Annotated in this window: 11 protein-coding genes and 2 pseudogenes; 5 read left to right on the top strand and 8 right to left on the bottom strand. The window is 64.9% G+C overall.

The window, feature by feature from the left end; translation table 11 throughout:
* From EOA49_RS25365 to cpaB, 4 genes and pseudogenes are all read right to left on the bottom strand, one after another.
* Nucleotides 1-226: pseudogene (locus EOA49_RS25365) on the bottom strand (response regulator receiver protein); the annotation flags it as partial.
* A 13-nt stretch (nt 227-239) separates the two neighbouring features.
* Nucleotides 240-515 carry a hypothetical protein gene (locus tag EOA49_RS25370; protein WP_245457308.1) on the bottom strand — a complete coding sequence of 92 codons (276 nt, stop codon included), beginning with the start codon at nt 513-515 and terminating at the stop codon, nt 240-242.
* Between the two features lie 4 nt (nt 516-519).
* Nucleotides 520-1,914, bottom strand: coding sequence for a type II and III secretion system protein family protein (locus EOA49_RS25375; RefSeq protein WP_245460794.1), 1,395 nt, complete (start codon nt 1,912-1,914; stop codon nt 520-522).
* A gap of 81 nt (nt 1,915-1,995) precedes the next feature.
* Complete coding sequence (gene cpaB, locus EOA49_RS25380; RefSeq protein ID WP_095802172.1) at nt 1,996-2,934, bottom strand: Flp pilus assembly protein CpaB; 939 nt, start codon at nt 2,932-2,934, stop codon at nt 1,996-1,998.
* Between the two features lie 253 nt (nt 2,935-3,187).
* On the opposite strand from cpaB, the gene parE reads away from it, so the two are divergent.
* Nucleotides 3,188-5,242, top strand: coding sequence for a DNA topoisomerase IV subunit B (gene parE, locus EOA49_RS25385; protein ID WP_127243417.1), 2,055 nt, complete (start codon nt 3,188-3,190; stop codon nt 5,240-5,242).
* Nucleotides 5,243-5,285: 43 nt separating this feature from the next.
* A complete protein-coding gene (locus tag EOA49_RS25390) occupies nt 5,286-7,376 on the top strand; it encodes an FUSC family protein (protein ID WP_127242162.1) in 2,091 nt (696 codons plus the stop codon).
* 49 nt (nt 7,377-7,425) lie between these two features.
* Here the strand turns inward: EOA49_RS25390 and EOA49_RS25395 are convergent, their stop codons facing one another.
* Nucleotides 7,426-8,547 (bottom strand): DUF2336 domain-containing protein, encoded by a 1,122-nt coding sequence (locus tag EOA49_RS25395; protein ID WP_067328054.1) that lies wholly within the window; start codon nt 8,545-8,547, stop codon nt 7,426-7,428.
* 148 nt (nt 8,548-8,695) lie between these two features.
* Between EOA49_RS25395 and EOA49_RS25400 the strand changes: the two genes are divergently transcribed.
* Both EOA49_RS25400 and EOA49_RS25405 read left to right on the top strand, forming a co-directional pair.
* A complete protein-coding gene (locus EOA49_RS25400) occupies nt 8,696-9,148 on the top strand; it encodes a MaoC family dehydratase (protein WP_067000165.1) in 453 nt (150 codons plus the stop codon).
* Nucleotides 9,148-10,029, top strand: coding sequence for a CoA ester lyase (locus EOA49_RS25405; RefSeq protein ID WP_127243418.1), 882 nt, complete (start codon nt 9,148-9,150; stop codon nt 10,027-10,029). Before EOA49_RS25400 ends, EOA49_RS25405 begins: the two co-directional genes overlap by 1 nt.
* A gap of 63 nt (nt 10,030-10,092) precedes the next feature.
* On the opposite strand, the gene EOA49_RS25410 is transcribed toward EOA49_RS25405, so the two are convergent.
* Together EOA49_RS25410 and EOA49_RS25415 are read right to left on the bottom strand one after the other, a co-directional pair.
* Entirely contained in the window at nt 10,093-10,701 is a 609-nt protein-coding gene (locus tag EOA49_RS25410) for a flavin reductase family protein (protein WP_127243419.1), read from the bottom strand.
* Between the two features lies 1 nt (nt 10,702).
* Complete coding sequence (locus EOA49_RS25415; RefSeq protein WP_095779230.1) at nt 10,703-11,287, bottom strand: nitroreductase; 585 nt, start codon at nt 11,285-11,287, stop codon at nt 10,703-10,705.
* A gap of 162 nt (nt 11,288-11,449) precedes the next feature.
* On the opposite strand from EOA49_RS25415, the gene EOA49_RS25420 reads away from it, so the two are divergent.
* Complete coding sequence (locus tag EOA49_RS25420; protein ID WP_127241047.1) at nt 11,450-12,415, top strand: hypothetical protein; 966 nt, start codon at nt 11,450-11,452, stop codon at nt 12,413-12,415.
* Nucleotides 12,416-12,420: 5 nt separating this feature from the next.
* Here EOA49_RS25420 and EOA49_RS25425 read toward each other — a convergent pair.
* A pseudogene (locus EOA49_RS25425) lies at nt 12,421-12,836 on the bottom strand (glycerol acyltransferase); the annotation flags it as partial.

Genomic DNA, 12,836 nt, shown 5'->3' on the forward strand with positions numbered 1-12,836 from the left:
TGATGCGCTGCAGCGACTCGATCTCTTCGAGCTTGGCCGCGTCCATGTCGACAATGACGGCGCCGAAATCGGTCTCCTGGACCTCGCCGCGCAGTTCGTTGACGCTTTTCTCGACCGTCAGAAGCTCGATGACCTCGGATGCAGCGAAAGCCGTCCGCGTGTCCTGCGAAAACGCCCGATCGGTCGAAACGAGCAGGATCTTCTTGGTCTTGGTGCCCGATGCCATGGTCGTCAGCTCATCAGTCTGCTGTCGTTGATACCGATGTCGTTGAAGCCGACGCCGCGCCGCCCTTCGCGCCCGCGGCAGTGGCCGTGGAGTTCGCGCTCGGAGCCGGCACCAGAAGCCTGGTGTTCTGGACGCCGTACTGCCAGGGATCGACCATCTGCATGGCCGTGTTGGACGCCTGCGCATTGCCGGCGGCCGGCGTCACGCCTTCGGTGCGCACATAGTCGTCGCTGGTGCAGCCGGAGAGCGCGCTGGCGAGCAGCAGAGCTATGCAAGGAACCAGACGCATGGCTTCAGTCCTTCGGCAGATCGAGGAAATGGCCCGACGTCGTGGCCGCCACCGGACGGGCCCCGCTGCCGTCGGCCAGTGCCAAGGGGCGCTTGGGAGCGGAAGCGTCGACTTCCTCGGTGTTGTTCAGGAAGTAGTCGGCATTGCTTGGCGGCCGCGTTCCGTCGGTGGGCTTGACCATCTTCTTCGACGGGTCAACCGGTTTGACCAGGTAGGGCGTGACGATGATCACCAGATCGGTCTCGCGCCGCTGATAGGATTTCGAGGAGAACAGCGGACCGAGAACCGGCAGCTTGCCGAGCCCCGGCAGGCGCGAGGTGGTGATGTCGTTCTGCGACTGCAGAAGGCCCGCGATCATGAAGCTCTGGCCGTTTTTCAAGTCGACCGACGTCTTGGCGCGACGCACGATGAAGGCAGGAATGGAAATGCCGCTGCTGACTTCGATCGACGCGGAGGGATCGATCGACGAAACTTCCGGCGCGATATCGAGGCTGACCAGTCCACCCTTGAGCACGGTCGGCGTGAAATCCAGACCGACGCCGTATTTCTTATAGCTGACGCTGATCTTGCCGTTGTCCTCGGACACCGGGATCGGGAACTCGCCGCCGGCAAGAAAGCTCGCCGTCTGGCCCGAGCGGGCGATCAGGTTGGGCTCGGCCAGCCGCCGGGCGAGACCGCGCTCTTCCAGCGCCTTGATGGCGATGTCGATCGAAACCCCGTTGGAAAGCAACCGGCCGATGATCTCGCCGGTCCCGGCGGTCGGTACCGTGCCCGGGTCGATGATGACGTCGCGACCGCCGACGCCGAAGGCAAAGTTGGCCCCGTATTTGGCGCCGAGATCCTGTCCCGCCTGCCGGTTGATCTCGACGAAACGGACATTGAGCTGAACCTGCTGCGAGGACGAGATGTTGACCGAGTTGATCACTTCCTCATTGCCGGAGAAGCGCGACGCGATCTTGCTCGCCTTGTCGGCCGCGACCGCGTCTTCCGCCTCGCCCGAAAGCACCACGCGGCCGTTGGCCGAACCGACCTTGATCTTGGCATCCGGCACGCTGGCGCGGATGGTGTTGGCGAGTTGGTCGGTGTCCAGCGTCACCTCGATGTCGATGGTGCCGACGAGCTGCTTGTTCTGATCGAACAGCGCGATGCCGGTGGTGCCGAGATTGTTGCCCAACACATAGAAGGACTTGTCGGTCAGCGGATTGACGTTGGCGATCTCCGGATCGCCGATGACGATCTGATAGAAGGCCGCGTTCGTCATGATCGTCTTGGGCTTGCCCTTGGCGACTTTGATCGAGGCGTTCTTGGTCGCCGAGACGTATACGACGTCGTTGTTGGCCTGGGCCGGCGCCCCAAAGGCCAGCATTCCGGCGGCTGCCAGAAAGGCGCCCGCCGCCATTGCACGCAGAAGGCGCAGCCCTCTCGTCGTCCGTTCTTTGTTCAACACATGCATTGTCCCGTTCCCGCCGGTCCCCACCGGCTATTGTTCTTGTTCCTTGGAAGGAACGACGTCTCCCTCGGCGGGCTTGGAGGGAACCTTGTATTCCTCCACCTTCGTGCCACGGGACACGATCACCGTCTTGAATTTTGGCTCCTCCGGCTCCTTCGCCACCGCCTTGACCAGCGAGGCGGCGCTTGCCTCGGCGCTCGCGGCAACCGAACCGCCGAAGGAAGAGATGGTGGTAAGCCCGTTGCCGCTGGCGCTGGCATCGGCGGCGGACCGCAAAGACAGCGACAAGGAGCCGACGGTGCGGGCGAGCGCTACCTTCTGCGCCCCTTCGTTCGTGACCTCGAGGGTGACGGAATTGGCGACCTGCGGCTCGGTCTTGCGCTCGTCCGCGCCCTGCCCGACCGAAAGCACCTTGGCGTCGGAGACGACGATTTCGGACGTGACCGTCGAGCCGGCTGCCCCTTGCGCGTTCTTGGACACTTCCTGGATTTCGCCGGCATCGCGCGTCAGCACGACGTCGACCCGGTCGCCCGGCGTGATGAAGCCGCCGACGCCGGCGATCTCGTCGGTGCGGATGGTGACGGCCCGCATGCCCGGCGACAGCATGTTGGAAAGTGTGGCGCGGCCATTCGGTCCCGACAGCTTGGCGAGCAGCACCGGCTCGTTGACCTCGATCGGCGACAGCACGACGCGGCTGCCTTCGGCCAGCAGCTTGTCGACGGTCGGGAAGGCGCCTTGCGGCAGAGAATCCTGCGGCCACGGAATTTCGGTGAGTTGCGACCGGTCGAGCTGCATGCCGTAGCGCAGCGGCGCATTCGCCACGACGATGGTCTTGAATTCGACTTTGGCCTCGTGCGGCACCACGATCGATGCCGTCTTCTGCTCGGACTGGGCCCTCGCCTGGCTTTTGACCCAGAAGTCCGCGGCAAAGATCGAGATCGCGCCGAAAACGGCTGCGATGCCGATCATGGTTATGGCCCTGCCCTTCACAACGAAACCCCTGACGCCCCGTGGTCTTTTGTCGTTGAGGCTCACGCTAGGCGTTAATGTTAAAGAATCAGGAATCCGAAGGGTGGAGCCCGCCCTATTTCCAGCGGCTTGGTTATCGAATGGTTTTGGAATAAGAGACAGTTTGATCCCTGAACGGAACAGGAACTCGTTCGCCCGCCAAAAGCGTGGCAGTATCGAGGAGTGATTCGCAGTACCGGACTTAATGGCTAGCATGGACGACACCAGCGATCTTTTCGGCAACCCGGAAAAGCAGCCCCAGCAAGTACGCGCGTCCTCGCGGCCGGCCGATCCGCTGGTGCAGGCCGCAAAGCGCTCGGCCGCCGCCCGCGACGGCAGCGAGAGCTACAGCGCCGCCGACATCGAGGTGCTTGAGGGGCTGGAGCCGGTGCGCCGCCGCCCAGGCATGTATATCGGCGGCACCGACGACAAGGCGATGCATCACCTCTTCGCCGAGGTCATCGACAATTCGATGGACGAGGCGGTGGCCGGCCACGCCACCTTCATCGACGTCGAGCTTTCGGCGGACGGATTTCTTACCGTCACCGACAATGGCCGCGGCATTCCGATCGATCCGCATCCGAAGTTCAAGAAGCCGGCGCTCGAAGTCATCATGACGACGCTGCATTCGGGCGGCAAGTTCGACTCCAAGGTCTACGAGACCTCCGGCGGTCTGCACGGCGTCGGCGTATCCGTCGTCAACGCGCTGTCCGACCACCTCGAGGTCGAGGTCGCGCGCGGGCGCCAGCTCTATCGCCAGCGCTTCTCGCGCGGCGTTCCGGTGAGCGGGCTGGAGCACCTCGGCGAGGTGCACAACCGCCGCGGCACCAGGACCCGCTTCCATCCCGACGAGCAGATCTTCGGCAAGGGCGCCGCCTTCGAGCCGGCCCGGCTCTACCGCATGACGCGCTCGAAGGCCTATCTGTTCGGCGGCGTCGAGATCCGCTGGACCTGCGATCCCTCGCTGATCAAGGAAAAGGATCAAACTCCGGCCAAAGCCGAGTTCCATTTCCCGGGCGGCCTCAAAGACTACCTCAAGGCCACCCTCGGCGACGAATTCCAGGTCACGCGCGAAGTCTTCGCGGGCAAAAGCGACAAGCAGGGCGGCCACGGCTCGCTGGAATGGGCGGTGACCTGGTTCGGCGGCGACGGCTTCCTCAACTCCTACTGCAATACGATTCCCACTCCCGAGGGCGGCACGCATGAGGCGGGCTTCCGCAACGTGCTGACGCGCGGGCTTCGCGCTTATGCCGACCTCATCGGCAACAAGCGCGCCTCGATCATCACGACCGAGGACGTCATGATCTCGGCCGCCGGCATGCTGTCGGTATTCATCCGAGAGCCGGAATTCGTCGGCCAGACCAAGGACAGGCTGGCCACCATCGAGGCGATGCGCATCGTCGAAACCGCCATCCGCGACCCGTTCGACCACTGGCTGGCCGACAACCCGCAGGAAGCCTCGAAGCTTCTCGAATGGGTGATCGCGCGCGCCGACGAGCGTGTGCGCCGGCGCCAGGAAAAGGAAGTGTCGCGCAAGAGCGCGGTACGCAAGCTGCGCCTGCCGGGCAAGCTCGCCGACTGCACGCAGAACGCCGCGGCCGGCGCCGAGATCTTCATCGTGGAGGGCGACTCGGCCGGAGGCTCGGCCAAGCAGGCGCGCGACCGCGCCAGCCAGGCGGTGCTGCCGCTGCGCGGCAAGATCCTCAACGTCGCCAGCGCCGGCAACGACAAGCTTGCCGCCAACCAGCAGATTTCCGACCTGATCCAGGCGCTCGGCTGCGGCACCCGCTCGAAATATCGCGACGAGGACCTGCGCTACGACCGCGTGATCATCATGACCGACGCCGACGTTGACGGCGCGCATATCGCTTCGCTTTTGATCACCTTCTTCTACCAGGAGATGCCGAACCTGATCCGCGGTGGCCACCTCTATATGGCTGTGCCGCCGCTCTATTCGATCCGTCAGGGCGGTAAGGTGGCCTATGCGCGTGACGACGCGCACAAGGACGAATTGCTGCGCACCGAATTCACCGGGCGCGGCAAGGTCGAGATCGGCCGCTTCAAGGGCCTTGGCGAGATGATGGCCTCGCAGCTCAAGGAAACCACGATGGACCCGAGGAAGCGCACGCTTCTCAGGGTCGACGTGATCGATGCCGAGCAGGCGACCAAGGACGCCGTCGACGCGCTGATGGGCACCAAGCCCGAGGCCCGCTTCCGCTTCATCCAGGAACGTGCCGAATTCGCCGAGGCCGACGTGCTGGATATCTGAACGCGGACTGGTCCATAACAGGCTCCGGGACGGAGACTTGCATGTGACCTGGACGCGGCTGAAGGATCTAGCCGGGACACCGTTAAGTGAGCTGACCCAGCCGACGCGCTCGGACTGGATCTTCGCCCTGCGAACGGTTTCTGCCGGGCTGATCGCGCTGCTTGCCGCTTACGCCTTGAAGCTCGATCATCCGCAGTGGGCGATGATGACCGTGTTCATCGTCGCGCAGCCGGTCGCCGGCATGGTGCTGGCGAAAGGCTTCTACCGCCTGCTCGGTACGCTGGCCGGCGGCCTGGCGGCGATCGGCATCACATCGCTGTTCGGCACCAATCCCTGGCTCTTGGTGACGGTGCTGGCACTATGGATCGGCGTCAGCACCCTCGTTTCCTCGCTGCTGCGCAATCCGGAAGCCTATGGCGCCGCCCTTGCCGGCTATACAGCGATGATCATCAGCCTGCCGGCATTCGGGCAGGCGCATCTCGTCGTCGATCTCGCTGTCGCGCGCTGCGCCGAAATTGTGCTCGGCATCGTCTGCGCCGGCGTCACCAGCCGGCTGATCCTGCCGAAGCTCGCGGCGGACGCCATCATCTCCAGGCTGAAACGCAGCATTCTCGATCTCGCCGACTACGCCTCAGGCGCCTTTTCCGACGGCGATCCGGCCGGTCTTGCCGCTCTCCAGCGCAAGCTGATCACCGATGCCCAGACACTTGCCGAAATGCGCACCTATGCGCGCCTCGAAGCGCCGAGCTTCGCGACCCGCGCCCATCCGGTCCGGCGCACGATCGGACAGCTCCTGTGGGCGCTCTCGGCGGCCCGCGCGCTGCATACCCATGCCGCGCCGGAGAATGCGACGCTCATCCCTGTTCGCAGCGAGTTGAAGGCAATCGTCGGGGAACTCGCTACGACGCGCGACGCGTTGGACGACACCGGCCCATGGGTGGCCCGGCTCGAGGCAATCGCGATCAGGGCAAGAGAAACGGCGCCGGTGGCCACCGATCCCGGTGAAGACAAGGTCGGCACCATCACCCGCCTCACCATTGCCGCCGATTTCGCGGAGGCGCTGAAGCAGGTGATGCGCGGCTTGGATGCGCTTCGCTCGCCGGTTTCCCGAACGTCTCGTGAGCGGCAGCAACCGGCCCTGGTCGTGCACCGCGACTATCATGCGGCCTGGCGCAATGCGGTGCGCGCCGCGCTCGCCACGCTTCTGGTGGCCGCCTTCTGGCTGACCACCAAATGGTCGGAGGCGGCGGGCACCGTCATTCTCGTCGCCGTCGTCTCCAGCCTGTTTGCGGCGCGTCCCGATCCGGTTCAGTCGGCCTGGGGCTTCTTCACCGGAACGCTCCTCGCTTTGCCTTTCGCTTTCCTCGTCGGCCAGATCGCAATGCCGGCGCTGCCCGGCTTCGGCTGGTTCACCCTCTTTGTCGTGCCGATCCTGGTGCCGGCAGCGCTCGGCATGGCCAATCCGCGGCATGTCGGCGTGGCCACCGCCTTCGCCATCAATTTCTTGGCTTTTCTCAGCCCGCACCAGATGATGACCTATGATCCCGGCCCGTTCTTCGCCGGATCGGCATCGATCCTGGTCGGCATCCTGATCGCCATCGGCGTCTTCATCGTCGTTCTGCCGGCCAATCCCTGGGCCACTGTTGAGCGCATCTCGACGGCGATGCGCGAGGACCTGGCGCGCCTTTGCGTGCATGAGCGCGTCCCCAGGCGTTCGGCCTTCGAAAGCCTGGCCTATGACCGGATCAACCAGTTGATGCCGCAACTGCAGCAGACCGGGAGGAAAGGCGACCCTATTCTTGGCGGCAGCATTGCCGCCGTGACCGTCGGCCTCGAAGTGCTCCGGCTGCGCCAGGCGCAACTGAACTCCATCGTGCCACGCGAGACGGTCGAGTCGATCGGCAGCTTCCTGCGCGGCCTGGCGCGGGAATTGCTGTTCAGGAGGCATGGCGAGCCGCAGACCTCGACCATCGCCGTGGCGCGGGAATATGCGGCGAGCATCGCCGGTCGCAGCGACCGGCCGGAAATGCTTCAGGTCGCGGCCTCACTGCACATCATCGCTGCCGCGATGCAGGATTATCCGGATTTTTTCGCGAAGGGGGCACCCTTAGACGGGCCGGGCCGGGATACGTGAGCATCGAGCAGGAAGCCGCCAGGCCGGCCACACCTGGCACCGACATGCGCTAGGCGGCGGCAATTGCCAGCGCATGCCCGCGCGCGTTCTCGCGCAGCGCGTCGAGATGGATCGACTTCACCAGTCCAGCGAGATCGCCCTCGGCCGATTGCCCGCCGAGTTCCTTCAGCATCAGCCAACTCACCTCCTGCACGCCGGCGACACGCTTGCCGTTGGCGACCTCGCGCCAGATCTTCAGCGCGCGCAGGATGATGCCGTGCGTGGCGGCGGCGAGGCCTGCGCTGCGGAACAGCGCCTGCAGCGCAACGTCGTGCCCGCCGGCCAGCAACGCCCTCACCCGCTGCTCGGATTGTTGGGCAAGCGCCACCAGGGCCGAGCCGAAGAAGTCGACCTTGCCATGCGCGACGGTGCGGATGATGAAGCTCGCGGTGAGATCGCCGCGCAGTCTGAGATGCTCGATCAGCGCGGCGTGCTCCTCGGCGCGGGTGCCCTCGATCAGCGTCACCGAAGCCTTCACGCAGGCGTCGCGCATCACGCGGTCTGCCCGTGCCGCTCCCATCAGTGCCAGTACCAGCGGCGATCCCTTCAGCGTCTCGCCGAGCTTGACCAGAAGCATGTGCCGGCAGTCCGCGGGAAGCCGCGCGTCGGCGATCAGCGCCTCGCGCACCAGCGGCAGGTGGCCGTGCCGTTCGGCCATCCGGCGGAAACTCAGCGATGCAATATCGGCGCCGCTGTTGGCGATCAGCGTGGCGCAGGCTTCCGGCTCGCCGATCTCGGCGATGGCTGCCGCCAGCGACATCGAGACGACGGGACGGTTGGCTATCAGCTTTTGGGTGGCCTTCTGGCCGCAGGCGACGCGGTCGATGAGATCGGCATCGGTAAGCAAAGGCGAACGCGCCAGCACCAGCGCCGCCACTTCCGGCTGGTCGGAAGCGAGTGCTGCGATCACCTGCGGCGGGGCGTGATGGCTCATCGACAGCGCTTCGGCGAGCGCCTGCCGGACCTTGGCGGAAACGTCGTCGAGCAGCAGCGTGAGCGCCGCCTCGGCGGCGCAGCGATCCTCGAACGGCAGGTCGGAATTGATGTAGGCGCGGGCCAGCGCGCTCGCGGCGGCGGCGCGCTCGGAAACCCTTGCCTTATCGATCCACTTTAGAAAATGCGAAACAACCATGCCGATCAGCTGCCCTTGCCGAAACGTTTCGGCCCCGTTGGGAACGGTAAGCTGGAAATGGTTTACGAACGGTTCACCATGTTTCTTAACCGGCTTGATGGCTTTGCAACCAACGCCTATCAAACAGGAATAGCGGAGGAGATCGACCATGGCCGGGCTTTATCTGGAGGAGTTCGTCGTCGGCCGCGTCTTCCGGCACACGCTGCGCAAGACCGTCACCGAAAGCGACAACATGCTGTTCTCGGTGATGACGCTGAACCCGCAGCCGCTCCACATCGACTTCGACTTCGCCGCGAAGAGCGAATGGGGCAAGCCCTTGGTCAATTCGCTGTTCACGCTCGGCCTGATGATCGGCATCTCGGTGAACGATATCACCGTCGGCACCACTGTCGCCAATCTCGGCATGAAGGAGACCGTCTTCCCGCACCCGGTTTTCCACGGCGACACCATTCGTGTTGAGACCACGGTCGTTTCGGTGCGCGAGTCCAGGTCGAAGCCCGATCGCGGCATCGTCGAATTCGAGCACCGCGCCTATAATCAGAACGATGTTCTGGTCGCCAAATGCACGAGGCAGGCGATGATGATGAAGAAGGCGTCCTGATGCGCTCGCTGCTCTTCGTGCCGGGCGATTCCGAGCGCAAGCTGGAAAAGGGCTTTGGCGCCGGCGCCGACGTGGTCATCGTCGACCTTGAGGATTCGGTCGCTGCCGGCAACAAGGCGGCCGCCCGCAAAGTCGCGGCGAACTTCATCGCCGGCCACCGACAGCAGACCAGCTCCGACATCTACGTACGCGTCAACGATCTGTCGACCGGCCTGACCGACGATGATCTTGCGGCGCTCGTCCCGGTGAAACCCGACGGCATCATGCTGCCGAAGTCGAACAGCGGACAGGATGTCCAGCAGCTCGCGGCCAAGCTTCGGGTGCACGAGGCCGAAAGCGGCTTGCCGGATGGCGGCATAAAGATCCTGCCGATCATCACCGAAACCGCATCCGGCCTGCTGGCTGCCGCGAGCTACGCCGGAGCAAGCAGCCGGCTTGCCGGACTTACCTGGGGCGCAGAAGATCTGTCGGCTGCAATCGGCGCGCGTTCGGCGCGCGACGAGAGCGGCCGCTACACCGACGTCTTCCGCCTGGCGCGCGCGACGACCATCCTGGCGGCCGGAGCGGCGGAAATCGCCGCGATCGATACTGTCTTTCCGGATTTCCGCGACATGGCCGGTTTCGAAGCCGAATGCAGAGAGGCCGAGCGCGACGGCTTTACCGGCAAGATGGCGATCCATCCAGCGCAGGTGCCGGTCATCAACACCGCCTTCACGCCGTCGCCGGAAGCGGTCGAACGATCGCGGGCGATCGTCGACGCCTTCGCGGCGGCGGGAAATCCGGGCGTCGTCGGCATCGACGGCAAGATGTATGATCGGCCGCACCTGCGGCTTGCGGAGCGGCTGCTGGCACGCGCGAGAGCGGCGGGACTTGCAGCCTGAACCGCCAATCACCAGACCATGGGGATCAGTTTGTAGCCGACGTGAGCCGTGTAGCCCTTTCGGTTAATCCTTGCTCCAGCGCTGCCGCCGCATCGAGAAAATCTCGTTCACGCTGGCATAGTCCATATAGCCGAGCCTGGCGACATTGCCGGCCCTGACGATGTCGAACAGCCCCTCCCTGAGATAAGCATCGTCGATGTGGACCCCGACGACCTCGCCGGCGACGACGATGGCGCTGGTCTCGGCGCCATCTAGTGCCCGCGGCCGAAATATCTCGGTCACCTTGCATTCGAGGGCGGCGGGCGCTTCCGCCACGCGCGGCGGCGCGACGAGGCGCGACGGCGCCATGGCGAGATCGGCATAGGCGAACTCGCTGACGCCGCGCGGCGCATCGACGGCGGTGCGGTTCATCTTCTCGGCAAGCTCGCGGCTGACGAGATTGGCGACGAATTCGCCGGTTTCTTCAGCGAAGGTGGCGCTGTCCTTCGCGCCTTCGGATGAGAACCAGACGATGAAAGGCCGCGTCGAAAAGGCATTGAAGAAGGAATAGGGCGCCAGGTTGATCTCACCGGCCTTGTTCAATGTCGAGATCCATCCGATCGGGCGGGGTGCAACGATCGCCTTCGACGGATCGTGCGGCAGGCCGTGCCCCTTGGATGGCTCGTAGAACATCTCAGCCGGCCCACGGCCCGGCATAATCGGCATAGAGCTTCGCCGGATCGGGTCGGGGCCGCTCCGGCGCCGGTCCCTGGTACGAGCCGATATGGACGAAGCCGATGACGCGCTCCTGCGGCGACAGCCCGAGGATCGCCCTGCCCTCCGCAACGTCGGAATACCAGTTGCTGATCATGTTGGTGCCATAGCCCAGCGCGTTGGCCGCGATCATCAGATTCATAGCCGCCATTCCACCCGACAGGAACATCTCCCATTGCGGGATCTTTGGGTTCTCCCGCGGCACGGAGACTACGCCGATCACCAGCGGGGCGCGCGAGAAGCGCGCCAGTTCCTGGTTGCGGCGCCCCTCCGGCAACGGTCCTTCGCGCTGCTCGGCAAGCGCCGCGAGCTTCTTGCCGATCTCGACCCGCGCCTCGCCGCGGTAGACGATAAACCGCCAGGGCTCGAGGCGGCCATGGTCTGGTACCCGCGATGCCGCGGCGATCATCGTGGCGATTTCCGCATCGCTCGGCGCCGGCTCCTTGAGGTCCGGAATCGGCGCTGAACTGCGGGTCAGCAGGAAGTCGATGATCGGCGACGCCATGGGCGCAAGTCTCCTAGCATTCGATTTTGAGCTGAAGCGCGCCATCGGGAGATCGGGCGGCTCGGGCAATGGCGCAATTATACGCCGGATAAAGAGCCCTGGCGGAGGGCGGCAGGCTCTTGAGCCTTGAAATTGCCACCGCCTTGGGCTTCAACGCAAGGCATGTTTGAGGGGACTCTGCGCCTTTTCGTGGTCGGGCTCATCGCCGCGTTGCTTGCGGTGCCGGTTTCGTTCGCGCTGGCCCAGAACGCCAACGATGTCGGCAATATCAAGTTGCCGGGCATTTCGAGCTATGCGACGCCGAAGAGCGAGCGGTCGCTGGCGCTTGGCAGCGGCGGAGCGATCACCCTTTCTGCGCAACTGACCGACAAGGGCGCCGACATCACCCGCGGCATCGTCTGGCGCGTCTTCAAGCCGGAACCGGCCAGCGACGGCAAGCTGCCGATGGTCGCGTCCGCGCATGGCGGCACGGCGGTGTTCCAGCTCGACCCCGGCAGCTACCTGGTCCACGCCTCTTACGGACGGGCCGGCGCCACCAAGCGCATCACCGTCGGCAAGGACGCAAAGCGAGAGAGCCTCGTTCTCGATGCCGGCGGCTTGAAGCTCGATGCGGTGACGTCCGGCGGCGCGCACATCGCGCCAAAGAAGCTCCGCTTCGCGATCTATGTGGGCCAGGCCGAGACCAATGGCGACCGCGCGCTGATCGCCCCCGATGTCGAGCCGAACACGGTGGTGCGGCTGAATGCAGGCACCTACCATGTCGTCTCCACCTATGGCGCGGTCAACGCCGTGATCCGCTCCGATATCCGCGTCGAGGCCGGCAAGCTGACCGAGGCCACCGTCGAGCACCGCGCGGCCGAGATGACGATGAAGCTGGTGCGCGAGCCCGGCGGCGAAGCCATTGCCGACACCTCCTGGTCGCTGCTCAATGAATCCGGCGATCCGATCAAGGAAGCCGTCGGCGCCTTCGCCTCGATGGTGCTGGCCGAAGGCCAATACACCATCATCGCCAAGAACCGCGACCGCATCTACCAGAAGGATTTCACCGTCGTGGCCGGCCAGAACCAGGAAATCGAGGTCGTGGCCAACGAATCGTCCGCCATCGATCCCGAGGAGGGCGCGGACTAAGCTGCTCAGGCGGCTTTGCGCATCCGCTTGGTTAGAAACGGCGTGCGTCCGCGCCGCACCGCCGCCGGAGCGAGATCGAAAACCGCTTGGTAGAGCCTGTCGAGCAGCGCCTTGCGGTCGCGCAAACGGTTCGAGCTCGCTCCACTTCAGCACATCGCCGATGCGCACCTCGATCGCCTTGCCCGACAGCCGGGCGAATTCGCGGATTAATAGGGAGGTGCGCAGCGTCAGCGACGCCTTGCCGACGAATTTCGCCACGCGGTTGTCGCGCTCGGCCATGTTCATCGGCCCACTGACGAGATGGAACAGACGGCCGTTCTGGCCGGAGAAATGCAAAGGGATGACCGAGGCCTTGGCCTCCTGGATGAGCTTGGCCGGAAACATCTTCCACGGCAGGTCGATCGCCCGGCCGAACCCCTTC

Origin of the sequence: Mesorhizobium sp. M1A.F.Ca.IN.020.04.1.1 (genome assembly GCF_003997315.1) — a bacterium.
Classification (GTDB): Bacteria; Pseudomonadota; Alphaproteobacteria; order Rhizobiales; family Rhizobiaceae; genus Mesorhizobium.